Source organism: Bosea sp. ANAM02, assembly GCF_011764485.1.
Taxonomy (GTDB): Bacteria; Pseudomonadota; Alphaproteobacteria; order Rhizobiales; family Beijerinckiaceae; genus Allobosea.
Genome location: NZ_AP022848.1, coordinates 4,173,355 through 4,193,544, shown reverse-complemented (window position 1 = coordinate 4,193,544; position 20,190 = coordinate 4,173,355). Strand labels below are relative to the sequence as shown.

General features: G+C 68.1%; 21 protein-coding genes. 14 read left to right on the top strand and 7 right to left on the bottom strand.

Annotated features, from left to right (window positions below; all coding sequences use genetic code 11):
* Nucleotides 1-2: 2 nt before the first annotated feature.
* Genes sppA through OCUBac02_RS20010 form a run of 5 tightly spaced genes read left to right on the top strand, consistent with a single transcriptional unit; the run spans nucleotide 3 to nucleotide 2,949 of the window.
* The gene (gene sppA / locus OCUBac02_RS20030) at nucleotides 3-974 is read left to right on the top strand and encodes a signal peptide peptidase SppA (RefSeq protein ID WP_173048118.1); all 972 of its coding nucleotides are present in this window, start codon (nucleotides 3-5) and stop codon (nucleotides 972-974) included.
* A gap of 28 nt (nucleotides 975-1,002) precedes the next feature.
* Nucleotides 1,003-1,287 (top strand): integration host factor subunit beta, encoded by a 285-nt coding sequence (gene ihfB / locus OCUBac02_RS20025; protein WP_047576935.1) that lies wholly within the window; start codon nucleotides 1,003-1,005, stop codon nucleotides 1,285-1,287.
* Between the two features lie 39 nt (nucleotides 1,288-1,326).
* Nucleotides 1,327-1,665, top strand: coding sequence for a LapA family protein (locus OCUBac02_RS20020; protein WP_173048116.1), 339 nt, complete (start codon nucleotides 1,327-1,329; stop codon nucleotides 1,663-1,665).
* On the top strand, nucleotides 1,665-2,612 hold the full coding sequence (gene lhpI, locus OCUBac02_RS20015) for a bifunctional Delta(1)-pyrroline-2-carboxylate/Delta(1)-piperideine-2-carboxylate reductase (RefSeq protein ID WP_173048114.1): 948 nt from the start codon (nucleotides 1,665-1,667) through the stop codon (nucleotides 2,610-2,612). Before OCUBac02_RS20020 ends, lhpI begins: the two co-directional genes overlap by 1 nt.
* Nucleotides 2,613-2,652: 40 nt before the next feature.
* Nucleotides 2,653-2,949 carry a hypothetical protein gene (locus OCUBac02_RS20010; protein WP_173048112.1) on the top strand — a complete coding sequence of 99 codons (297 nt, stop codon included), beginning with the start codon at nucleotides 2,653-2,655 and terminating at the stop codon, nucleotides 2,947-2,949.
* A 20-nt stretch (nucleotides 2,950-2,969) separates the two neighbouring features.
* On the opposite strand, the gene OCUBac02_RS20005 is transcribed toward OCUBac02_RS20010, so the two are convergent.
* Nucleotides 2,970-3,140, bottom strand: a complete 171-nt coding sequence (locus OCUBac02_RS20005) for a DUF3309 family protein (RefSeq protein ID WP_082009675.1) — start codon at nucleotides 3,138-3,140, stop codon at nucleotides 2,970-2,972.
* Between the two features lie 156 nt (nucleotides 3,141-3,296).
* On the opposite strand from OCUBac02_RS20005, the gene mepA reads away from it, so the two are divergent.
* Nucleotides 3,297-4,235 carry a penicillin-insensitive murein endopeptidase gene (gene mepA, locus OCUBac02_RS20000; protein WP_047576942.1) on the top strand — a complete coding sequence of 313 codons (939 nt, stop codon included), beginning with the start codon at nucleotides 3,297-3,299 and terminating at the stop codon, nucleotides 4,233-4,235.
* Nucleotides 4,236-4,368: 133 nt separating this feature from the next.
* Here the strand turns inward: mepA and OCUBac02_RS19995 are convergent, their stop codons facing one another.
* Entirely contained in the window at nucleotides 4,369-5,508 is a 1,140-nt protein-coding gene (locus tag OCUBac02_RS19995; protein ID WP_173048110.1) for an extensin-like domain-containing protein, read from the bottom strand.
* 592 nt (nucleotides 5,509-6,100) lie between these two features.
* The gene (locus tag OCUBac02_RS19990) at nucleotides 6,101-6,400 is read right to left on the bottom strand and encodes a hypothetical protein (protein ID WP_173048108.1); all 300 of its coding nucleotides are present in this window, start codon (nucleotides 6,398-6,400) and stop codon (nucleotides 6,101-6,103) included.
* 193 nt (nucleotides 6,401-6,593) lie between these two features.
* Here OCUBac02_RS19990 and OCUBac02_RS19985 point away from each other — a divergent pair, with 193 nt between their 5' ends.
* The 3 genes from OCUBac02_RS19985 to OCUBac02_RS19975 all read left to right on the top strand — a co-directional run bounded on the left by OCUBac02_RS19985 (nucleotide 6,594) and on the right by OCUBac02_RS19975 (nucleotide 9,167).
* A complete protein-coding gene (locus OCUBac02_RS19985) occupies nucleotides 6,594-7,577 on the top strand; it encodes a Tim44 domain-containing protein (RefSeq protein ID WP_173048106.1) in 984 nt (327 codons plus the stop codon).
* Between the two features lie 160 nt (nucleotides 7,578-7,737).
* On the top strand, nucleotides 7,738-8,544 hold the full coding sequence (gene dapB, locus OCUBac02_RS19980) for a 4-hydroxy-tetrahydrodipicolinate reductase (RefSeq protein ID WP_173049729.1): 807 nt from the start codon (nucleotides 7,738-7,740) through the stop codon (nucleotides 8,542-8,544).
* 2 nt (nucleotides 8,545-8,546) lie between these two features.
* Nucleotides 8,547-9,167 (top strand): alpha-ketoglutarate-dependent dioxygenase AlkB family protein, encoded by a 621-nt coding sequence (locus tag OCUBac02_RS19975; RefSeq protein WP_173048104.1) that lies wholly within the window; start codon nucleotides 8,547-8,549, stop codon nucleotides 9,165-9,167.
* 85 nt (nucleotides 9,168-9,252) lie between these two features.
* Here the strand turns inward: OCUBac02_RS19975 and OCUBac02_RS19970 are convergent, their stop codons facing one another.
* The 3 genes from OCUBac02_RS19970 to OCUBac02_RS19960 all read right to left on the bottom strand — a co-directional run bounded on the left by OCUBac02_RS19970 (nucleotide 9,253) and on the right by OCUBac02_RS19960 (nucleotide 13,418).
* Entirely contained in the window at nucleotides 9,253-9,873 is a 621-nt protein-coding gene (locus OCUBac02_RS19970) for a trimeric intracellular cation channel family protein (RefSeq protein WP_047578496.1), read from the bottom strand.
* A gap of 4 nt (nucleotides 9,874-9,877) precedes the next feature.
* The gene (gene grpE, locus OCUBac02_RS19965) at nucleotides 9,878-10,480 is read right to left on the bottom strand and encodes a nucleotide exchange factor GrpE (RefSeq protein WP_173048102.1); all 603 of its coding nucleotides are present in this window, start codon (nucleotides 10,478-10,480) and stop codon (nucleotides 9,878-9,880) included.
* Nucleotides 10,481-10,649: 169 nt separating this feature from the next.
* Nucleotides 10,650-13,418 carry a [protein-PII] uridylyltransferase gene (locus OCUBac02_RS19960; protein WP_173049727.1) on the bottom strand — a complete coding sequence of 923 codons (2,769 nt, stop codon included), beginning with the start codon at nucleotides 13,416-13,418 and terminating at the stop codon, nucleotides 10,650-10,652.
* Nucleotides 13,419-13,725: 307 nt separating this feature from the next.
* Here OCUBac02_RS19960 and OCUBac02_RS19955 point away from each other — a divergent pair, with 307 nt between their 5' ends.
* The 5 genes from OCUBac02_RS19955 (at nucleotide 13,726) to OCUBac02_RS19935 (ending at nucleotide 17,845) form a co-directional block, all read left to right on the top strand.
* Nucleotides 13,726-14,688 (top strand): aliphatic sulfonate ABC transporter substrate-binding protein, encoded by a 963-nt coding sequence (locus OCUBac02_RS19955; RefSeq protein ID WP_047578491.1) that lies wholly within the window; start codon nucleotides 13,726-13,728, stop codon nucleotides 14,686-14,688.
* A gap of 17 nt (nucleotides 14,689-14,705) precedes the next feature.
* Nucleotides 14,706-15,536 carry an ABC transporter permease gene (locus OCUBac02_RS19950; protein ID WP_173048100.1) on the top strand — a complete coding sequence of 277 codons (831 nt, stop codon included), beginning with the start codon at nucleotides 14,706-14,708 and terminating at the stop codon, nucleotides 15,534-15,536.
* Nucleotides 15,537-15,632: 96 nt separating this feature from the next.
* Nucleotides 15,633-16,415: an ABC transporter ATP-binding protein gene (locus tag OCUBac02_RS19945; RefSeq protein WP_173048098.1), complete on the top strand. Its 783-nt coding sequence runs from the start codon at nucleotides 15,633-15,635 to the stop codon at nucleotides 16,413-16,415.
* Nucleotides 16,416-16,576: 161 nt separating this feature from the next.
* Nucleotides 16,577-17,287, top strand: coding sequence for an ATP-binding cassette domain-containing protein (locus tag OCUBac02_RS19940; RefSeq protein ID WP_173048096.1), 711 nt, complete (start codon nucleotides 16,577-16,579; stop codon nucleotides 17,285-17,287).
* A gap of 42 nt (nucleotides 17,288-17,329) precedes the next feature.
* Nucleotides 17,330-17,845 (top strand): OsmC family protein, encoded by a 516-nt coding sequence (locus tag OCUBac02_RS19935; RefSeq protein WP_047572555.1) that lies wholly within the window; start codon nucleotides 17,330-17,332, stop codon nucleotides 17,843-17,845.
* A 179-nt stretch (nucleotides 17,846-18,024) separates the two neighbouring features.
* On the opposite strand, the gene OCUBac02_RS19930 is transcribed toward OCUBac02_RS19935, so the two are convergent.
* Nucleotides 18,025-20,154: a HAMP domain-containing methyl-accepting chemotaxis protein gene (locus OCUBac02_RS19930; RefSeq protein ID WP_173048094.1), complete on the bottom strand. Its 2,130-nt coding sequence runs from the start codon at nucleotides 20,152-20,154 to the stop codon at nucleotides 18,025-18,027.
* Nucleotides 20,155-20,190: the final 36 nt, after the last annotated feature.

Genomic DNA, 20,190 nt, shown 5'->3' with positions numbered 1-20,190 from the left:
CGATGTCGTCCGATGCCGATCTGCTCGCAGACCGCCGCAGCCTGCGCCGCAAGCTGACGCTCTGGCGCGTGCTCGCCGTGCTCGGGGTGATCGTCGCTGCGGTGATCGGCGGCCTCGCCTGGAAGGGTGACGGTACGGCCGGCCTGTCGAGCGCCCATATCGCGCGCATCACCATTTCCGGCTTCATCTCCGGCGATCGCCGTACGCTCGACCTGATCAAGTCGGTCGAGGACAGCAAGTCCGTCTCCGCCGTGGTGCTCCGCGTCGACAGCCCTGGCGGCACGACCTCGGGCTCGGAGGCGCTGCACACCGCTCTGCGCCAGCTCGCCGCCAAAAAGCCGATGGTCGCGGTCGTCGACGGCGTCGCCGCGTCCGGCGGCTATATCGCCGCGATGGGCGCTGACCGCATCGTCGCGCGCCAGACCTCGCTCGTCGGTTCGATCGGCGTGCTCTTCCAGTTCCCGAATGTCTCGACCTTGCTGGATACGGTCGGCGTCAAGGTCGAGTCGATCAAGTCGAGCCCGCTCAAGGCGGCGCCCAGCGGCTTCGAGCCGACCTCTCCGGAGGCGCGCGAGGCCCTGCAGCGCGTCGTCAACGACAACTATACCTGGTTCAAGGACATGGTCCGCGATCGCCGCCATCTCGCCGAGGGCGAGGTGACCACTGTCTCCGATGGCCGCGTCCATTCCGGCCGGCAGGCCGTCGGGCTGAAACTGGTCGACCAGATCGGCGGGGAGCCGGAGGCAATCGCCTGGATGGAGCGCGAGAAGAGCGTCTCGAAGGATTTGAAGGTTCGCGACTGGCGGCCGCGCAGCGGGTCCTCCTCCTATGGCCTGTGGAGCTTCGCCGAAGCCATGGCGCGTGGCGCCGGGCTCGATGCGCTCGCGGCGACGATCGCGCGCGCGGCGGATCAGCCCGTCGGCTTGCGGCTTGACGCGCCCTTGGCGCTCTGGCAGCCTGCCGCTGAAAAATGATGTTGATACAAATGGTTATACTCCAGCGATGATTAAATCCGAGCTCGTTCAGCGGATCGCCGACCGCAACACCCACCTCTACCAGCGCGACATCGAGAATATCGTCTCGGCCATTCTGGACGAGGTCGTGAAGGCGTTGGCGCGGGGGGACCGGGTGGAATTGCGCGGCTTCGGCGCCTTCTCGCGCAAGGGCCGCTCGGCCCGCATCGGCCGCAACCCCCGCACGGGCGATGCGGTGGAGGTCGAGGAGAAGTTCGTCCCCGTCTTCAAGACGGGCAAGGAGCTGCGGCTGCGCCTCAACGGCAAGGATTGAGCGCAGGCGCGAGGCCCCCGCAGCCGCACGGAGATTGTGATGAAGGCCTTCTTCAAGGCACTGGTGCTGGTTCCGGTCGCTCTGGTGATCGTACTGTTCTCGGTCGCCAATCGCGGCCCGGTGCGCGTCTCGCTCGATCCCTTCAGCCGAGACCTGCCGATGTTCTCCATCGAGCTGCCGCTCTTCGCGGTGGTGCTCGCGGCGATCGCCGTCGGCGTGCTCGTCGGCGGCCTGGCCTCCTGGGTGGCGCAGGGCAAGCACCGCAAGGCGGCGCGCCGCAACCGTCGCGAAGCCGACGCTTTGCGCTCCGAGACCAAGGCGCTGCGCTCGGCCGTGCCGGACTCCGCGCTGCCGGCACTGACCAACGGACGGAATTGATGCGACTTTTCGATGTGGCCGAGATCGATGCGGCCCTGAATTATCCTGGCCTGATCGACATTCTCGACGACGCCTTCCGCAGCGAGGTCATCGCGCCCAAGCGCGGCCAGTATGCGATCCAGCGCCCGGAAGAGACCGACGCCATCCTGCTGACCATGCCGGCCTGGAGCGGGCCGGATGTCGCCAATCCCTATATCGGCACCAAGATCGTCTCGGTCTTCTTCGGCAACGGCAAGCGCAATCTGCCGGGCGTGATGGGTGCCTATCTCCTGATGGACGGCGCCACCGGCAAGCCGCTCGCGGTGATGGACGGCAACCGCCTGACGACCTGGCGCACGGCGGCAGCTTCCGCGCTCGCCTCGCGCTACATGTCGAACCCCGAGTCGAGCCGCATGCTGATGGTCGGGGCAGGCGCGCTCGCGCCCTTCATCATCAAGGCGCATCGCTCCGTCCGCCCGCTGACGGAGATCGCGGTCTGGGCCCGGCGGCCCGAGGCAGCCGAGGCGACCGTCGCGGAGCTGGCCAGGGACGGCATCGAGGCTCGCGCCACCACCGATCTCGAAGGCGAGGCCCGTACGGCCGACATCATTTCCTGCGCCACCAATGCGACTGAGCCCCTGATTCACGGCCATTGGCTGAAGCGCGAGGCTCATCTCGACCTGATCGGCGGCTTCACCATGCAGATGCGAGAGGCCGATGCCGACGCGTTGCATCGTGCGCGGGTGATCGTCGATTCCAGCAAGGCGATCGATGAGGGCGGCGATGTCGCCGTCGCCATCGCCGAAGGCAGCTACAGCGCCGACAAGGTGGCGGGCACGCTGGCCGATCTCTGCCATGGCCGGATCGCCGGCCCGGTCGAGGGCGGCGGCATCACGCTGTTCAAGTCCGTCGGCGTCGCACTCGAGGATCTGGCGGCGGCCGTCGCGGTCTGGGAGTATCGCGCGTAACCCGGGCAGGATTTCGCCTCGATCCGAGAGGAGATAGCCGGTGGCGATCGATCTGACGGATGAAGAGCGGGCTTATGTCGCGCAGGCTGCCAAGGTCGATACCGGCTTCCTGGCGGCCTGTCTGTCGTCCTTGCCCTATATCGCGCCGCCAGCGCTGTTCGGTGCCTATGGTGCCTCGATCGGCGATGTCACGGCCGTTGCGCTCGCTCTGGCCTGCCTCGTCGCGCTCAATCTGTGGTGGCTCCATGCCCACGCACGTTCCACGGCGCTGTTCAAGTCGGTTTGCGCCAAGACCCTCGCCGAGGCTGCCGCGGCCGATCGGCCCGATGTAGGCTGACCGGCTGCGGCCGCGTCGCGTCAGGCGACCCGTGCCCCGCCGAGGGCACCGAGCAGCCACAGGATCAGCACGATCGTGAGCACGAGGCCGAGCACGCCGCCGAGCCCCGCCGTTCCATAGCTGCGATGGCCGTAATATCCGCCGCCGCCGAGGAGCACGATGAGCAGCACGATGATGAGGACTGTGGACATGGCGAACTCCCGTTTCGTGGCGCCCGTTCCGGGCGCGGTCGAGCGGGAAACGCCGGCTGCGGAGCCTCGGTTCCGCGAGGGTAGCTTTTGGGCGTTCCGGTTGGGGCGGCAGCGGCGCGCTTGACCGGCGGGGCGGGTCGCGGCGATTCTCCCCTGATGCGAAACCTCCACCGAATCGCGGGGCTCCTCGCCCTCCTGTCGCTTCTGCCGGCCACGGCCCAGGCCCAGTCGACCGCCGATCAGGAGGCGAGGAACCGCGCCGCCAACATCGCGGCCTGGCCCGATGCCGCCCGTTCGCTCTTCGGCCAGAAGACCGGGCCGGCCAGCATGCAGGCGCGCGCCATCGGCTCCTATGCGCGCGGCTGCCTTGCCGGCGCCGAGGCCCTACCGGTGGACGGGCCGAGCTGGCAGGTCATGCGGCTGAACCGCAATCGCAACTGGGGCCACCCCGCTCTGATCGATTATCTGGAGAAACTCGCCCGCGACGTGCCGCGCATCACCGGCTGGGCTGGCCTGCTGGTCGGCGACATATCGCAGCCGCGCGGCGGGCCGATGCTGACCGGCCATGCCTCGCACCAGATCGGGCTCGATGCCGATGTCTGGCTGACGCCGATGCCGCGCGGCCGGCTCGATCGCGAGCAGCGCGAGAACATGCCGGCGGTCAACATGGCGCGTTCCGATTGGCGCGACGTCGATCCGCGCCACTGGACCCCGGCCCATACCCGCCTGATCCGCACCGTCGCGGCCGAGCCCAAGGTCGAGCGCATCTTCGTCAACCCGGCGCTGAAGGTCGCGCTCTGCCGCGAGGCCGGGGCCGACAAGAGCTGGCTGGAGAAGGTTAGGCCGATCTGGGGCCACAATTATCATTTCCATATCCGGCTGGCCTGCCCGGCCGGCATGGCGAGCTGCCAGGGCCAGGAGCCGCCGAATTTCGGCGATGGTTGCGGGACGGAACTCAGCAACTGGGTCGAGCGCCAGCACAAGGCGATCTTCAATCCGCCGAAGCCGCGGCCGGGGCCGAAACCCAAGCCGAAGCCGCCGATGTCGCTCGATGCCCTGCCGCCGGAATGCCGGCAGGTGCTGGTTTCGCGCTGAGCGGGCGGTTCCGCTTGCCGTCATGCTCGGGCTTGACCCGAGCATCTCATGCCGAAGAGGGCTCCTGCGGCAATCTGTTGGGAGATTCTCGGGTCTGCGCTTCGCTCCGCCCGAGAATGACGAACCCCTGTTTTCAACGCCGGGGCGGGACGCGCCCGGAGCTGTAGGCGAAGGGGTCGTTCCGGGGATTGATCGGCAACGCTTCCTCCGAGTCCTGCTGGTCCATGACGCCGGAGCCGCCGCCATCGCCGAGGGCGGCTTCTTCCTCCGACGGTTCGACTGCCCCCGGCAGTGTCAGCGGTCCGCGGTTGTCGCTGGGCAAGGGTTCCGGCTGGAACTGTCCCTGCCGCTGCCGCGCATCATACTGCTCCAGGAAGCGCCGCTGCGCATCGAGGCCTTGAGTCCGGTCCTGGGCGTAGCTCGCGACGGGGTAGCCCCCCTGGACCGCGCCGGGCGGCCGCAACCCGTCGCCGGACTGGCGGAGCGACGCGCCCCCCGCAACCATGGTGCCGCCCGCCGGCGCCGCGCCGCGCGGCAGCGTCTGGGCCATCGAATACGGCCGCGTCGGGTCCGGCGGAGGCAGATTGTAGTTCGGCGTATATTTGATGACCGGCTTGCAGATATGCCGGCCCTTGGAGTGCCGGGCGAGATCGATGTGGAAATGGTCGTAATGCAGCGGATCGGCCCCCGGCCCGAGCACCGTCGAGAAGTGCTGGCAGGCGCCGACGAAAACCTCGCGCAGGAAGTTCTGCTCCTCCGGCGAGCCGCGCCAGCCGTCCTTCACCGTGATCACGCGGTTGTCGTTGAGCCGGAAGGAGAAGACGTCGACGGCATTGCCGAAGGCATGCTCCGAGGTCCGCGACGTTCTCGTGCCGTTGTTCATCGCCCGGCAGGAATAGGAGCCGGCCCGCAATTCGATGACCTGGGCACCGAGCACGTTCATCGCGGCCGGCTGCACCACCTCCGCCAGCCACTTGTCGGTGGTCGCGACGACGGGGCAGGAGAGTGTGGCCGAGCTGGTCAGCCCGATGCCGCCGTTCGAAAAGGCGGAGACCTTGAGCGGCTGCTGCATGCCGCAGGTGCCCGGCCCGTCGATCGCCTTGCCGCGCAGGCTGACATAGGAGGAGAGCTGCACCTGGCGCGAGGCCATGCAGGCCGCTTCCGCCTGGTCGCGCCAGGCGGCGCGCTGCGGCTTCTGGAACTTGCCGCAGCCCGCCAGTCCGGCTGCGCCGGCGAGGCCGAGTGCGATGAGGGCGAGATGAGCGCGTCGCATGACCATTCAAATGCGAAGCGCCTGGTGAACGGTTTCTCAACCGACTGCGCCCCGGCCGCCACAGGCGGATTAACTTTGGCGCCGTGGTGAATCGGGCCTTAACCGGCCGCTGCGGGCCTTAACCGGGGCGGAATCGGTCGTCCGAACCCTCGCTGCGGTTCTCTGCAAGATCAGCGTGCTGAACCGCCGGTCGAACCATGGCAAAGCTGTGGCGGGGCGGCGCGCGGGGCTCGCGACGAAATTTCGCAGCCAGAAATATCCCCAAGCCTAATCAATGCTTTAACCGATGATTAAGGCTGAACTAGCCTGCGTCCCGCGGCCGCCACGAAGCCGCCCCCTTGCGGCCTTCGTCAGTTCTGGTAGCTTCCACGACAGGTCAATGACACAGGAGGGTGTGATGAGTGTCACGCTACGTCTCGACCGATTGATCATGGGTGCGGCCTTCGTTTTCATGATTGCGATCGTTCTGGGAGCGTTCTGACAACGGGTCAGTCTCGAAGTCGCTAGGACCACAAGAGCAATGACAACAACGCCGCCGGGAAGAAGTCCCGGCGGCGTTTCTCTTGGTACCGACAATTCCGGATGCGTGCGGTCAGCTTTCCGGGCAGGCGGTTTCCGTCACATGCCAGGACATCATGTTGACCACGCGCCCGCAGGTCGCGACGCGCCGCCCCTGCGTGGTCCTGATGCAGGACATCAGGCCCTCGGCGATCTTGCGGCCGTCGTTCCAGCAGAAGCAGAGCGGCTCGGGTGCCTGGGCAAGGCGCGGCTTGTCCAGCGCGACAGCGGCTTCTCCAGCCGCTGCGGCCTCGCTCAGCAGGAACAGTACCGCGAGCGCGAGCATCCAGCTCAACAGGCGGTGTCGGTGAGGCCTCGGTCCGGATCCGGTCATGGCTCTCTCCCCGTACCTCGGAGAACGAGGCGGTTCGTCAGCTTAGCATATCGGTCCGATCGCAACGAATAATTATGCACTGATTTGAAACAGTCAGTTTTTTCAGTCGGTTAGCCGGGGCGGGCCTTGTGTGGGCTGCCGGCTCCCTCCATATTGTCGGGCGGTGGGCCCATGGTGGGCTCCGGGAGGAACAATGTCTCTGATTTCGCTCGCCCGTCGTGGACGTGCCGTCGCCCTGGTCGCCGGGGCCCTGTTGCTCGTGCCGCTCGTTGCCGAAGCCCGTCCGGGTGGTGGCCGCAGCTCGGGCAGCCGCGGGTCGTTCACCAACAGCGCACCGCCCTCGACCAATACCACCCCGGGTGGCGCCCAGACTTTCCAGCGCTCGGCTCCGGCCTCGCCGTCCATGGCCGGTCGCTCGGCCGCCGGCGCGGCCACTCAGGCCGCGCGCCCATCCTTCGCCCGCAACATGATGATGGGCATCGGCGCCGGCCTGCTCGGCGCGGGCCTGTTCGGCCTGCTCTCGGGTTCAGGTTTCTTCAGCGGCCTGGCCTCGCTCGCCGGCATGCTCGGCTTCCTGCTGCAGATCGGCCTGATCGTCGGGCTCGTCATGCTCGCCATCCGTTTCTTCCGCCGCCGCTCCGAGCCGCAGCTCGCCGGCGCGGGCGCGCCCTATACCCGCCAGGGCTATGACGCGCCGCAGCCGCAGCCTGCGGCGGCCCGCATGGGCGGTTTCGGTGGCGGCGCGGCAGCAGCCGCCGCGCAGCCGCAGCCGATCGAGCTCGCCGGTGATGATTTCAACGCGTTCGAGCGCCTGCTCGGCGAGATCAACACCGCCTATTCGAACGAGGACGAAGCCGGGCTGCGCCAGCGCGTGACGCCGGAGATGTTCGGCTATTTCGACGAGGACTTGAGCGACAACGCCCGCCGCGGCGTCGCCGACCGCGTCTCCGACGTCAAGCTGCTGCAGGGTGACCTGTCGCAGGCCTGGCGCGAAGGCGATCAGGACTACGCGACCGTCGCGATGCGCTTCAGCCTGATCAACGCGCTCTATGACCGCAAGTCGGGCAAGATCGTCGACGGCAGCGCAACGCAGACGCAGGAGGTCAGCGAGTACTGGACCTTCCTGCGCGAGCATGGTGGCGCCTGGAAGCTCTCGGGCATCCAGCAGGCGGCCTGAACGCCGGCGTTGTGAGGAATACGAAACGGCCGGGGCGACCCGGCCGTTTTGCTGTGTCCGGCTTTCGGGTGGGCTGCTGGCGGAGGCTCGACTATTGCGCTACTTGCGAAGGCATCTGCCGTCGCGGATGCAAGACCGGAGCCTGCCTTCCATGAGTGATATGCGTCTCGTCGTCGTCGGTGCCGCCGGGCGGATGGGCCGGATGCTGATCCGGGCTATCGACCAGGCCGAGGGTTGCACGCTCGGGGCGGCGATCGAGCGGCCGGGCTCCGCCGCGCTCGGGGATGATGCCGGGGTTCTCGCCGGCCTGCCCGCCTCCGGCATCAAGGTGACGGGCGATGCCGCCGCCGCCTTCGCTTCTGCTGACGGCGTGCTCGATTTCACCGCTCCCGATGCGACGGTTGCCTTCGCGAAGCTCGCTGCCGAGGCCGGCATCCTCCATGTCGTCGGCACGACCGGGCTGGAGCCCAGGCATCTGGCCGAGCTGGCGGAGGCGGCGAAGCGCACGCCGATCATCCGCTCCGGCAACATGAGCCTCGGCGTCAATCTTCTGGCCGCCCTGGTCCGGAAGGTCGCGGCGACGCTCGGCACCGACTGGGACATCGAGATCGTCGAGATGCATCACCGGATGAAGGTCGATGCGCCCTCCGGCACCGCCGTCCTGCTCGGCGAAGCGGCGGCCGAGGGCCGCGCCGTCGATCTCGCGAAGGCGCGCGTCGCCGGCCGCGACGGCATCACCGGCGTGCGCGAGCCCGGCACGATCGGATTCGCGGCGCTGCGCGGTGGCACCGTCGTCGGCGACCACAAGGTGATCTTCGCCGGCGCCGGCGAGCGGCTCGAGCTCGCCCATGTCGCGGAAGATCGCAGCCTCTTCGCGCAGGGCGCGGTCAAGGCCGCGCTCTGGGGCAGGGGGCGCGAGCCTCGTCTCTATTCCATGGCCGACGTGCTCGGCCTCGACGCCCTCTAACGATGACCCGCGTCACCGTCGCGCCGGGCGTCATTCATTGGCCGGGCCGGCTCGCGCCGGACGAGCAGGCGGCGCTGGTGGCGGAACTGAGGGCCGTGGCGCGCAAGGCGCCGTTCTTCCAGCCGCGCATGCCCAAGTCCGGCACGCCCTTCTCGGTCCGCATGACCAATTGCGGCTCGCTCGGCTGGGTCTCCGACGTCAACGGCTATCGCTATCAGCCCGAGCATCCCGAAACCGGCGAACCCTGGCCGATCATGCCGGCGCCGCTGCTCGATCTCTGGCGGGAATTGGCCGGCTATCCGCATCCGCCCGAGGCCTGTCTCGTCAATTTCTATGCGGCCGGCGCCAAGATGGGCCTGCATCAGGATCGTGACGAGCAGGATTTCGACGCGCCGGTCCTGTCGGTCTCGCTCGGCGATGCCGCGCTCTTCCGCATCGGCGGCACGACGCGCGGCGGCAAGACCACATCGCTCAAGCTTGCCTCCGGCGACGTGCTGCTCTTCGGCGGGGAGGCGCGGCTGGCCTATCACGGCATCGACCGCATCCTGACGGGCTCGTCGACGCTTTTGCCGGAAGGCGGGCGAATCAACCTGACGCTGCGACGTGTGACGAAGCCGAAATAGACGTCGCCTCCGCCAGGCGCATCCCTTGTCATTCCGGGTTCGCGCCTGCCGCACGCCCCGGAATGACAAGTGTGGATCGTACCGCCTAATCCTGCGCCTTGCGCGGCAGGTTCGGGAAGGACCAGCCGAACAGCAGCGAGCCGGCTCTCAGGCCAAAACAGGCCGCGAGACCTCCCAGCATCACGATCGGCCCGGACAGGCCGAGGCCGACGAGCAGAGCCGTCATGGCGGCGCCGGCGGTAGCGGCGGTGACGTAGAAATCGCGGCTCCACAGCACCATCGGCCGGTCGCCGGCGAGGATGTCGCGCAGGATGCCGCCGAAGGTCGCGGTCATCGCGCCGAGGGCGACGGCCGAGAGCACGGGCACGGCGGCGTCGAGGCCTTTGAGCGTGCCGATCACGGCGAAGAGCGAGAGGCCGGCGGCGTCGGCCCAGATCAGGAGCTTGCGGCCGCCCCAGCCTTCGAGCACGCCGGGCCGGAGATAGGCCAGAAGCCAGCAGCCGAGCGCGACGATCGTGCAGGTGACGACGTCGCCGGGGTCGCGCACCCAGAAGATGCCGCGCCCGAGCAGGACGTCGCGCAAGGTACCGCCACCGACGCCGGTGACGGTCGCCAGCAGGATGAAGCCGAACGGGTCCATGCCCTTGCGGGCGGCGACGAGGGCGCCGGTGAGCGCGAAGATGGCGACGCCGGCGACCTCGAACACGGCGTCAGTGCTGGGTCGGTTCGCCGGCCGGAGCGTCCGGAGCCTTGGGGGCGCCGGCCGAGACGCCGACCAAAGCCGGACGCAGCACGCGCTCGCCGATCTTGTAGCCGATCTGCACGACCTTCGAGACCAGCCCCTTGGCGATCGTGGCGTCGGGCGCCTCGAACATCGCCTGGTGAAGGTTGGGGTCGAATTTCTCGCCCTGCGGGTCGATCCGGCGCACGCCGTGGCGTTCCAGCGTCTTGAGCAATTCGCGCTCTGTCAGCTCGACGCCTTCATGCAGCGCCTTCGCCGCGGCATCGGCGGCTTTCATCGCATCGGCCGGCAGGCTTTCCAGCGCCCGGCGCAGGTTGTCGGAGGAGCCGAGCATGTCGCGCGCGAAGCTGGTCACCGCATAGGCCTTGGCATCGGCGATCTCGCGCTCGGTGCGGCGGCGCAGGTTCTCCATCTCGGCGAGCGTGCGCAGCAGCTTGTCCTTGAGGTCGTCGCGTTCGGCCTGGAGCTTGGCGAGCTGCGCCGCGAGGCCTGCCTCGGCGGTCGCCGCCTGCTCGGGCGCGTCCGCGCCGGCTTCGAGGTTGGGGTCTTCCGTCGCAGGGTTCTGCGTCATTTTATCGTTACGTCCCTTTCTCGGCATTTTCGAGCGAAACGGATACCGGTTCGCTTGAAGAACCGAAGGTCCGCGCCAGCGAAAATGCGGCAAACAAAGACTTGGCTGCGGCGCCCTTGCGGGACCACAGCCGCGTTCGTGCCGGATATCGGCCTTATGGTCGTTTAAATCAAGCGCGGGCCGGCACTTTCGCCCTGGTCGCCGCCGGCTTGTCGGGCTCGAACTTGAAGACGTCGATCAGCGCCTTGCGGATCGTCAGCTGCCGGCCGGTCGAGACGATCTTCGCATGGGTCAGGTCGGTGACGTAGAACACGTCGACCGCCTTCTCGCCGAAGGTCGCGATATGGGCCGAGGCGATGTTGAGGTTGAGCTTCCCGATCGCGGTGGTGAGATCGTAGAGCAGGCCCGGCCGGTCGAGGCCGGAGACCTCCAGCACCGTGTGGCGGGCCGAGAGCACGTTGTCGATCACCACTTCGGGCTCGACCTGGAAGGTCTGGCCGCGTGGCGGTGGGGCGCGGCGCTGCGCCACGAGATCGGCGATCTTGATCTCGCCCTTCAGCGCCCGCTCGATCGCGGCGGCGATGCGCTCGGCCCGGCGCAATTCGTCGTCGTCGCGGTCGAAGGCGCGGGAGACCGAGATCGTGTCGAGCACGAGCCCGTCGCTGGTCGTGAAGATCTGCGCGTCGACGATGTTGCCGCCGGCCGCGGCGCAGGCACCGGTCACGATGGCGAGCAGGCGCGGATGGTCGGGCGCCAGCACGGTGAGCTCGGTCACGCCGCGGAACTTGTCGGTCTCCACGATCGTCGCCGTGGTGCGCCCGGCAGCTTCCGCCTCGCGCAGAAACCTCGCATGCTTCTCCTGCTGCTCGGGATCGACCTTGATCCAGTAGGCGGGATAGTGCCGCGCGACATAGGCGTCCCGCTCCGCTTCCCGCCAGTCCGAGAGGCGCCGGCGCAACTCGTCCTGCTTCATCGCGACCCGCGCCTTGCGCTCGACGGCGGAATGCCCGCCGGCGAGGACGAGTTCGGTCTCGTAGTAGAGCGTGCGCAGCAACTGGCCTTTCCAGCCGTTCCAGACGCCGGGGCCGACGGCCTTGATGTCGGCGACGGTGAGGACCAGCAGCAGCTTCAGACGCTCCAGCGTCTGCACGGTCGCGGCGAAGCTCTCGATCGTCTTGGGGTCGCCGAGATCGCGGCTCTGCGCCACCGTCGACATGTCGAGATGGTGCTCGACCAGCCAGGCCACGGTTTCCGTCTGGGCCGGCGTCAGGCCGAAGCGCGGGCCGAGTTTGCGCGCGATCCGCGCCCCGGCGATCGAGTGGTCCTCCGGTCGGCCCTTGGCGATGTCGTGCAGGAAGAGCGCGACATAGAGCGCCCGCCGGTTGGCGATGGTCGGCATGATCTCGTTGGCGAGCGGATGCTCGGCCTCCAGGGTGCCGGCATCGATCTCGGCCAGAACGCCCATCGCACGGATCAGGTGCTCGTCCACCGTATAGTGGTGATACATGTTGAACTGCATCATCGCGACGATGCGGCCGAAATCCGGGACGAAGCGGCCGAGCAGCCCGGATTCGTTCATCCGGCGCAGCACCACCTCCGGCGAGCGCCGGCCGGTCAGAATCTCCAGGAAGATGCGGTTGGCTTCCGGGTCATTGCGCAGGCCCGGCGTCACCAGCCGCAGTGACTGCGTCACCAGCCGGCTTGCATCCGGGTGGATGGCGAGATCCTCGCGGCTCGCAATCGCATACAGCCGGAGCAGATTGACGGGATCGCGCTCGAAGGCGCTGTCGTCGACGACATTGAGCCGCTGGCTCGTCAGCTTGAAATCCGTGTGGCCGAGCGAGCGCTCGCGCTTGCGCTTGGCGAAGGTGCCGAGCAGCTTCGACAGCGTGGCGCGGGGTTTCTGCTGACGCGCCTCCAGCGCGGCGCAGACGATCGCGGTGAGGTCGCCGACATCCTTGGCGATCAGGAAGTAGGCCTTCATGAAGCGCTCGACCGGCGCCTGCCCGCTGCGGCCGGCATAGCCGATCTGCGCCGCGACCTGCCTTTGCAGGTCGAAGGAGAGCCGTTCCTCGGCCCGCCCGGTGATGAAATGCAGCCAGCAGCGCACGCGCCAGAGGAACTCCTCCGAGCGCTGGAACATCTGGAGTTCCTGCTTGTCGAACAGCCCCGCCGCGACCAGTTCGCGCACGTCATGGACGCGATAGGCATATTTGGCGATCCAGAACAGCGTGTTGAGGTCGCGCAGGCCCCCCTTGCCGTCCTTGACGTTCGGCTCGACCAGGTAGCGCGAGGCGCCGGCCCGCTGGACCCGGAGCTCGCGCTCGGCGAGCTTGGCCTCGGTGAACGCCTGGGCCGTGCCCTCGACCACCTCGGCATCGAAGCGCTGGACCATCTCGTCGAAGAGCGAGCGGTCTCCCACCAGGAAGCGCGCCTCCAGCAGCGCGGTGCGGATCGTCATGTCGGCGCGGGCTTCGCGGACGCAATCGTCGATCGAGCGCACGGAATGACCGGTCTTCAGCTTCAGGTCCCAGAGCGGGTAGAGCATGGATTCGACCACGCTCTCGCCCCAGGCGGTCTGCTTGTGCGGGAACAGGAAGAGCAGGTCGACATCCGAGCCCGGCGCCAGCGTGCCGCGCCCATAGCCGCCGACGGCGACGACGGCGATCCGCTCCGACTGCGAGGGATTGTCGGCCGGGTAGAAATAGCCGGTCGCGGCGCTGTGCAGCGCCCGCACAACAGCGTCCATCACGGCCGAGAGCCGGTGCGCGCAGGCAAGCCCACCGCGCGGGCCGGCGAGGATCGCACGGGCGGAGGCCTGGCCTTCGTCCAGCAACTGCCTCAAGCCGGCGATCAGCACCTGCCGCATCTGCGCCTTGTCGCGCCGGTTGATCGTTTCGAACAGCCGCGCGACGCCCGCGTCGGGATTGTTCAGCATCTCGGCGAGCGGCAGGGAAGGCTTGGCGGGAGGCGTCGTCACGAAAGCTCCGGTCCGGCAGGCATCGCCTTTCGTAACATGAGGAGAAGGCGTGGCAGAGTGCAAAATAAAGCACCAAAATATGTGAAATATATAGAAAAACATTCCCCGGCGTGTTGTTTGACAAAAAGAACGATCGAACCTACGAGTCGGATACGCGCCGATTTGAGCCACCAGCTTGCGGGCGCGAAACAAGTGCAGCTAAAGCGTGGGGCAACGGACACGACCCGTCCCGATCCCTCGCATCATCGATGGAGGGACAAGCCCCATGACCAGCATCACCCGCCGCCTCGCGCTCGCTTTCGTCGCTGCAGCAGGCCTCGCCGCGCCGGCTTTCGCCCAGGCTCCCAGGGAAATCCGGCTCGATTACGCGACCTACAACCCGGTCAGCCTTCTGCTGAAGGAGCGCGGCATTCTCGAGAAGGCGCTGGAGGCCGATGGCATCAAGGTGCGCTGGGTCCTGTCCGCCGGATCGAACAAGGCGCTCGAATTCCTCAATTCCGGCTCGATCGATTTCGGCTCTACCGCCGGGGCTGCGGCGCTGATCGGCAAGATCAACGGCAACCCGATCAAGTCCATCTATGTCTATTCCCGCCCTGAGTGGACGGCGCTCGTCACCGGCGCCAGGAGCGAGATCACCAAGGTCGCCGATCTCAAGGGCAAGCGCGTCGCCGTGACCCGCGGCACCGATCCGCATATCTTCCTCGTCCGCGCCCTGGCCGATGCCGGGCTGACCGAGAAGGACGTCAAGCTCGTCCTGCTCCAGCATGCCGATGGCCGTCTCGCGCTGGAACGTGGCGATGTCGACGCCTGGGCCGGGCTCGACCCGATGATAGCCGCCGCCGAGATCGAGAGCGGCGCGAAGCTGTTCTACCGCAAGCCCGAGGACAACACCTGGGGTATCCTCAACGTCCGCGAGGCCTTCGCCAACGAGAACCCGGCCTTGGTGAAGAAGGTGCTGGCGGCCTACGAGCAGGCACGTGCATACGCCCTCGCCAACCCGGCCGCCGTGAAGAAGGTGCTGGTCGACGCCACCAAGCTCTCGGAGGCCGTGATCGAGCGCCAGCTCACCCGCACCGAATTGACCCATTCCACCATCGGCCAGGCCCAGGTCGACGGCATCACCGCCGCCGGCCTCGCGCTGAAGGAGGCGGGCGTTCTGCCGGCCTCGACCGATGTGAAGGCCGCCGTCGACGCGCTGCTCGACCGGCGCTTCGCCGCCACCAACTGAAGACGAGCGCCGAGGCGATGAGTGTCCTCGAGATCGCAGCCGCCGTGGATGAGCCGGAACGGCGCCCCGCCGCGCCGTGCCGCTCCTACGGGCTCGCGGTTGCCGGTTTCGTCTTGCCGGTCGTGCTGGCCGTTCTCTGGGAAGGACTGGTCGCGGCCGGCATCGCCAATGGCCGCCTGATGCCGCCGCCCAGCGTCGTCGGCCGCACGCTCTGGGGCCTCGCCGCCTCGGGCGAGCTTCTGACCCACGCGGGCGCGACGCTCTGGCGAGTGGCGGCGGGTTTCGGCCTCGGCGCGCTTGCCGGCACGGTGCTCGGCGCGGTCACGGGCGCGCTGCCGGTCGCCCGCAGCCTGCTCGACCCGACCTTGCAGGCCTTGCGCGCGATCCCTTCGATCGCCTGGGTGCCGCTCTTCATCCTCTGGCTCGGCATCTTCGAGGCTTCGAAAGTGGCGCTGATCGCGGTCGGCGTCTTCTTTCCGGTCTATCTCGGCGTCGCCGCCGCAATTCAGGGCATCGACCGCAAGATCGTCGAGGTCGGCCGCGTCTTCCGCCTCGCGCGTCTCGCCATGGTGCGGCGCGTCCTGCTGCCGGCGATCCTGCCGGCCTGGATCGTCGCCCTGCGCTCCGGCCTCGGCCTCGGCTTCATGTTCGTGGTCGCGGCCGAGATCATGGGGGCGAGCGAGGGGCTCGGCTATCTGCTCGTGGATGGCCAGCAGCTCGGCCGCCCCGACACCATCATCGCGGCCATCATCAGCTTCGCCGTGCTCGGCAAGCTGGCGGACGGCCTGCTCGTCGCCATCACGCGCCCCTTCCTCGCCTGGCAGGATACGGCGCGCGACAAGCTTTGAAGGCTTTTTGCTTTTCGAACCCTCATCCTGAGGAGCGAGCCTTGGGCTCGCTCCTCAGGATGAGGGCTCGTTGGAACGGATTCGAAGGTTCACCCGATGCTGAGTTTCGACCGGCTGTCCAAGACCTATGCCGACGGCACGCGCGCGCTCTCGGCGGTCACGCTCGATGTCGGGCGCGGCGAGATCGTCGCGCTGCTCGGCGGCTCCGGCTGCGGCAAGACCACCTTGCTGCGGCTTGTCGCCGGGCTCGACCGGCCGAGCGAGGGCACGATCCGCCTCGATGGCGAGGCGATCGCCGAGCCCCGCGCCGATGTCGGCGTCATCTTCCAGGAGCCGCGTCTCTTTCCCTGGCTCAGCGTCGCCGGGAATGCCGGTTTCGGGCTGTCGCATCTCCCGGCTTCCGAGCGTGAGGCATTGATCACCAATGCGCTCGTCCGCGTCGGTCTCGCCGGCCATGAGAAGCGCTGGCCGCGCGAACTCTCCGGCGGGCAGCAGCAGCGCGTCGCGATTGCCCGCGCCCTCGTCACGCGGCCGAAGCTCCTGCTGATGGACGAGCCCTTCTCGGCGCTCGACGCGACGACGCGCGCGAGCCTGCACGGCCATCTGCTGGCGCTCTGGCAGGAGAGTCGTCCGACGGTCGTGATGGTCACGCACGATGTCGAGGAGGCCGTGACATTGGCCGACCGGATCGTGGTGATGCAGCCCAGGCCCGGCCGCATCTTCGACGAACTCGATAATCCCCTGGCCCGCCCGCGCGACCGGCTCTCGCCAGCCTTCGAGGCGACGAAGCGCGAAGCCCTGCGCGCGCTCGACCGCTCCTTGCGCGACGAAGCCCCGCATCAGGAGAAGGCGGCCGAGACCGCCGGCATGTGGTGGTGAGGGCCGTTTGACAAAACGGACGCTTAGACCTTAGAAGAGGACGACGCGCCGATTTGAGCCTCAGCTTGCGGGCGCGAAACAAATGCAGCTAAAGCGCGGGAACGACGGGACGGCTTAAGGTCGTCGGCGCTCCTTCCGCCTTGTCATGGACGGAGCCTTTAATGTCGGCGGTTCTTCACGCTTTCTCCTGCGCCTCCGACGAGGCCGTGACGCGCCCCCGGGCCGGCGAGATCGTCGCCCTGCTCGGTTCGTCCGAGGCGCGGAAAACGGCATTGCGCAGCTTCGCTGGCCTGAAATCCGATGAGGGAGCGGTCCCGACGGCGAAGATCGGCCTGCTCTGCGCCCGGCCGCGCTTCTTTGCCTGGCTCGATCTCCGGGAGAATCTTGCTTTCGCCCTGCCGAGGGCGACGCCGTTCGAGCGCGAGGGCCTGATCGCCAATGTGCTGGTCCGCCTCGGCCTCGCCGGGCAGGCGACGCAGCGGCCAGCGGAGCTTTCGCCGGAAGGGCTGCTGCGGCTCGCCATCGCCCGGCTCCTGTTGCTCAGGCCGCGTCTGCTGCTGATCGACGAGCCCTTTGCCGCGCTCGATGCCGAGGCGCGTGCACGGCTCGCCGCCTTCCTGCCGGAGCTCTGTGCGCAGGCGCGCCCCGCCGTCTTCATCGCCACCGGCTCGGTGGAGGAGGCGCTGCACCTGGCCGATCGCATCCACGTCCTGCCGTTGCAGGCGGGACCGGTCGCCTTCAGCCTCGACAATCTGCTGGCGCGCCCGCGCGATGAGCGTTCCGTCGGCTTCGTGACGCTCCGCCGCGAATTGCGCCGGGCGCTCGACAAGGAAACCCGGCCCGCCGCGCCGGAGGTGGAGGCCGCGGCCTGAAGCGGCTACAAGCCGGCAAGCCGCTTGAGGAGAAGCACGATCATGGACGTCACCGCTCTGCGCGCCCTGCAGGCGCCGCTCAAGGACGAATACCGGAGCAATCCCGAGGCGGCGGTCATCACGCTGAAGGCTCGCGGCGAGCTCGACGACCAGCATATCGCCTGCAAGGTGGAGACCGGCCGCGCCATCGCGCTCGCGGGCCTGCATCCGGCGACCGGCGGCTCAGGCGCGGAGCTCTGCTCCGGCGACATGCTGCTGGAGGCGCTGGTCGCCTGCGCCGGCGTGACGCTGAAGGCCGTCGCGACCGCGCTGGAAATCGAGATCGAGAAGGGCGCAGTCCGGGCCGAGGGCGATCTCGATTTCCGCGGCACGCTCGGCGTCGCCAAGGATGCTGCCGTCGGCTTCAAGGCGATCCGCCTGTTCTTCGATATCGAGACCGACGCTCCGCAGGAGAAGCTCGACGCGCTGCTCAAGCTCACCGAGCGCTATTGCGTGGTCTTCCAGACGCTGAACGTGAAGCCCGAGTTGTCGGCGACGCTGCAAAGCAACGCTTCCTGACCGGGGTCAGGAGGCTATCAAGGAGCCGCGCCATTTGTCATTCCGGGGCGCGCCGCAGGCGCGAACCCGGAACCCGCGACTGGGTAGGACATCCGATGTCCGATTGCAGGCCGCTTACCCGGTCGTGGGTTCCGGGTTCCTCACTGCGTGAAGCCCCGGAATGACAAAGACAAGTCGGCCTAGAACTCTTCCCAGCCCGTGCTGCCGTTGCGGGCATTGACCGCGCGCTTGGCAGGAGCGGGCTTCGCCTCCGGAGCGGACGGGCGCCGCGATTGCTGGAAGGCCGCTTCGGCGAGCTGACGCAGCCGATCCGGCTCCGAGGCTGCCGTGCTGACGGAAACCGGCGCGCGCAAGGCGGCAGCGCTGCCCTGACTGGTTCGGAACGTCGCGACCAGCGCGTTGAGCTGCTCGATCCGGCCCGACAGCGAATTCGCCGAGGCGGCGCTCTGCTCGGAGAGCGCTGCGTTCTGCTGGGTCATCTCGTCGAGATGCGCGACGGCCTGGCTCATCTCGTCGATGCCGTTGGCCTGCTCGCCCGAGGCGGCCGAGATGTCGGCGATGGTGGCCGCCACCTTCTGCGAGGCCGCGAGTATCTGCGTCAGGGATTCGCCGGCCCTGCGCACCAGCTTCACGCCCTCGCCGACCTCGGCGTTCGACGAGGAGATCAGTTCGGAGATGTCCTTGGCCGCTTCGCTCGACCGCTGCGCCAGGGTCCGCACCTCGCTGGCTACGACGGCGAAGCCCTTCCCCGCGTCACCCGCGCGCGCCGCCTCGACCGCGGCGTTGAGCGCGAGCAGGTTGGTCTGGAAGGCGATGTCGTCGATCACGCGGATGATATCGGAGATCTTCTGCGAGGCCGTCTCGATGCGGGCCATGGCGTCGACCGCCTGCCCGGCGATCGTGCCGCCGGAGCGGGCGGCATTCGCCGCTTCATCAGCCGCGATCGCCGCCGAACGGGAGGCCTGGGCCGAGGCCTTGACCGAGGCCGCGAGCTCCTCGGTCGTCGCTGCGGTCTGCTCCAGCGAGGAGGCCTGTTCCTCGGTGCGCTTCGATAGATCGTCGGCGCCCATGCTGATCTCGCGCGCCGCGAGACCGACATCGGCCGAAGTCGTCTGGATCGTCGTCACCGTCGCCGAGAGCCGGTCGACCGTTTCGTTGATCGCGCCCTTGAGATCGGCGAAGCGGCCGCGATAGCCGGTTTCGACCTGGCGGGTCAGGTCGCCGCCGGCAACCGCCTGGAGGATGTCGGCGAACTCGGTCGTGGCGCCGTCGACGACCCGGTTGATCTCGTTGATGCCGGCGACCAGCCGCTGCATCTGCTCGTCGCCGTCGTCGATCTGGAGCCGGGCCGAGAAGTCCCCGGCAGCCGCCGCCGCGACGACTTCGCTGACATCCGAGACCACCGCTTCCATCGATTGGGCACGGGCGAGGCGCGCGGCCGCGGCGGCCCGTTCCTGCTCCTCCAGTGCCCGCACGCGCGCGGCGTTCTCTTGGAAGATCTGCAGTGCTCCGGCCATCTCGCCGATCTCATCGCGCCGGCCGATGCTAGGCACGGTCACGTTCTGCTCGCCGCCGGCAAGGCGCTTCATCGCATCCGTCATGCCGCCGAGCGGGCGCACGACGCCGCCGATCACGAAGGCCAGCGCCAGCACGCCGACCAGCAAGGCGCCGGCGGCGACGGCCAGCAGCAGCAAGCCGGCGGAACGAGCGGTGGACTGGGCTTCCATGCCCTGATTGCGCGCCTGGGAGAGCTGCAGAGCGGTCAGCTCCCCGAGCTTGGCTGTGATCGGGTCGATTGCCTTGTAGAGCTCGTCGGTCGCGAACATGCGCAGCGCGCTCTCGTCGCGTTCCTTCAGGATGCCGATCAGCTTGGCGACCGCAGCATCCCCACCCTTCATCAAGATGGTGGCTGCGTCGGCGAGCCGCTTCTCGTTGGCGTCGACCACGTGGGGCAGATAGGCTTTCCAGCCCTTGTCGATATTCGCCACCGCCTCCTGGACGCTCTTCAGCCCGTTCGTCCAGGTGATCTGGTTGCTCTGCGCCTTCCAGATCGTGTCGACGATGTTGACCGCATACATCTCGCTGACGGTCCGCAACTGCTCCATCGGGATGACGTTGTCCTGCACGACGCTGTCGATGCGCTCGGTGACCGACCGGAGCGCGAGATACCCGCAAGCACCGATGGCCAGGACGCACAATCCCAGGGCAACCAGCGCGGTTGCCAGCTTCGTCTTGATGCTCATCGTCATGACGGACCTTGATAAAGAGACGTGTACGGGGAGGTAGGCGTCAGGCCGGCCGCTCGACATGCCTGCTTTCCGGCGGAACCGGGTTGATCCCCAGAC

Coding starts and splice junctions, on each gene's coding strand:
- sppA (WP_173048118.1), top strand. CDS start 3: ATGTCGTCCGATGCCGATCTGCTCGCAGACCGCCGCAGCCTGCGCCGC.
- ihfB (WP_047576935.1), top strand. CDS start 1,003: ATGATTAAATCCGAGCTCGTTCAGCGGATCGCCGACCGCAACACCCAC.
- OCUBac02_RS20020 (WP_173048116.1), top strand. CDS start 1,327: ATGAAGGCCTTCTTCAAGGCACTGGTGCTGGTTCCGGTCGCTCTGGTG.
- lhpI (WP_173048114.1), top strand. CDS start 1,665: ATGCGACTTTTCGATGTGGCCGAGATCGATGCGGCCCTGAATTATCCT.
- OCUBac02_RS20005 (WP_082009675.1), bottom strand. CDS start 3,140: ATGTCCACAGTCCTCATCATCGTGCTGCTCATCGTGCTCCTCGGCGGC.
- mepA (WP_047576942.1), top strand. CDS start 3,297: ATGCGAAACCTCCACCGAATCGCGGGGCTCCTCGCCCTCCTGTCGCTT.
- OCUBac02_RS19995 (WP_173048110.1), bottom strand. CDS start 5,508: ATGCGACGCGCTCATCTCGCCCTCATCGCACTCGGCCTCGCCGGCGCA.
- OCUBac02_RS19990 (WP_173048108.1), bottom strand. CDS start 6,400: ATGACCGGATCCGGACCGAGGCCTCACCGACACCGCCTGTTGAGCTGG.
- OCUBac02_RS19985 (WP_173048106.1), top strand. CDS start 6,594: ATGTCTCTGATTTCGCTCGCCCGTCGTGGACGTGCCGTCGCCCTGGTC.
- dapB (WP_173049729.1), top strand. CDS start 7,738: ATGCGTCTCGTCGTCGTCGGTGCCGCCGGGCGGATGGGCCGGATGCTG.
- OCUBac02_RS19975 (WP_173048104.1), top strand. CDS start 8,547: ATGACCCGCGTCACCGTCGCGCCGGGCGTCATTCATTGGCCGGGCCGG.
- grpE (WP_173048102.1), bottom strand. CDS start 10,480: ATGACGCAGAACCCTGCGACGGAAGACCCCAACCTCGAAGCCGGCGCG.
- OCUBac02_RS19960 (WP_173049727.1), bottom strand. CDS start 13,418: ATGCTGAACAATCCCGACGCGGGCGTCGCGCGGCTGTTCGAAACGATC.
- OCUBac02_RS19955 (WP_047578491.1), top strand. CDS start 13,726: ATGACCAGCATCACCCGCCGCCTCGCGCTCGCTTTCGTCGCTGCAGCA.
- OCUBac02_RS19950 (WP_173048100.1), top strand. CDS start 14,706: ATGAGTGTCCTCGAGATCGCAGCCGCCGTGGATGAGCCGGAACGGCGC.
- OCUBac02_RS19945 (WP_173048098.1), top strand. CDS start 15,633: ATGCTGAGTTTCGACCGGCTGTCCAAGACCTATGCCGACGGCACGCGC.
- OCUBac02_RS19940 (WP_173048096.1), top strand. CDS start 16,577: ATGTCGGCGGTTCTTCACGCTTTCTCCTGCGCCTCCGACGAGGCCGTG.
- OCUBac02_RS19935 (WP_047572555.1), top strand. CDS start 17,330: ATGGACGTCACCGCTCTGCGCGCCCTGCAGGCGCCGCTCAAGGACGAA.
- OCUBac02_RS19930 (WP_173048094.1), bottom strand. CDS start 20,154: ATGTCGAGCGGCCGGCCTGACGCCTACCTCCCCGTACACGTCTCTTTA.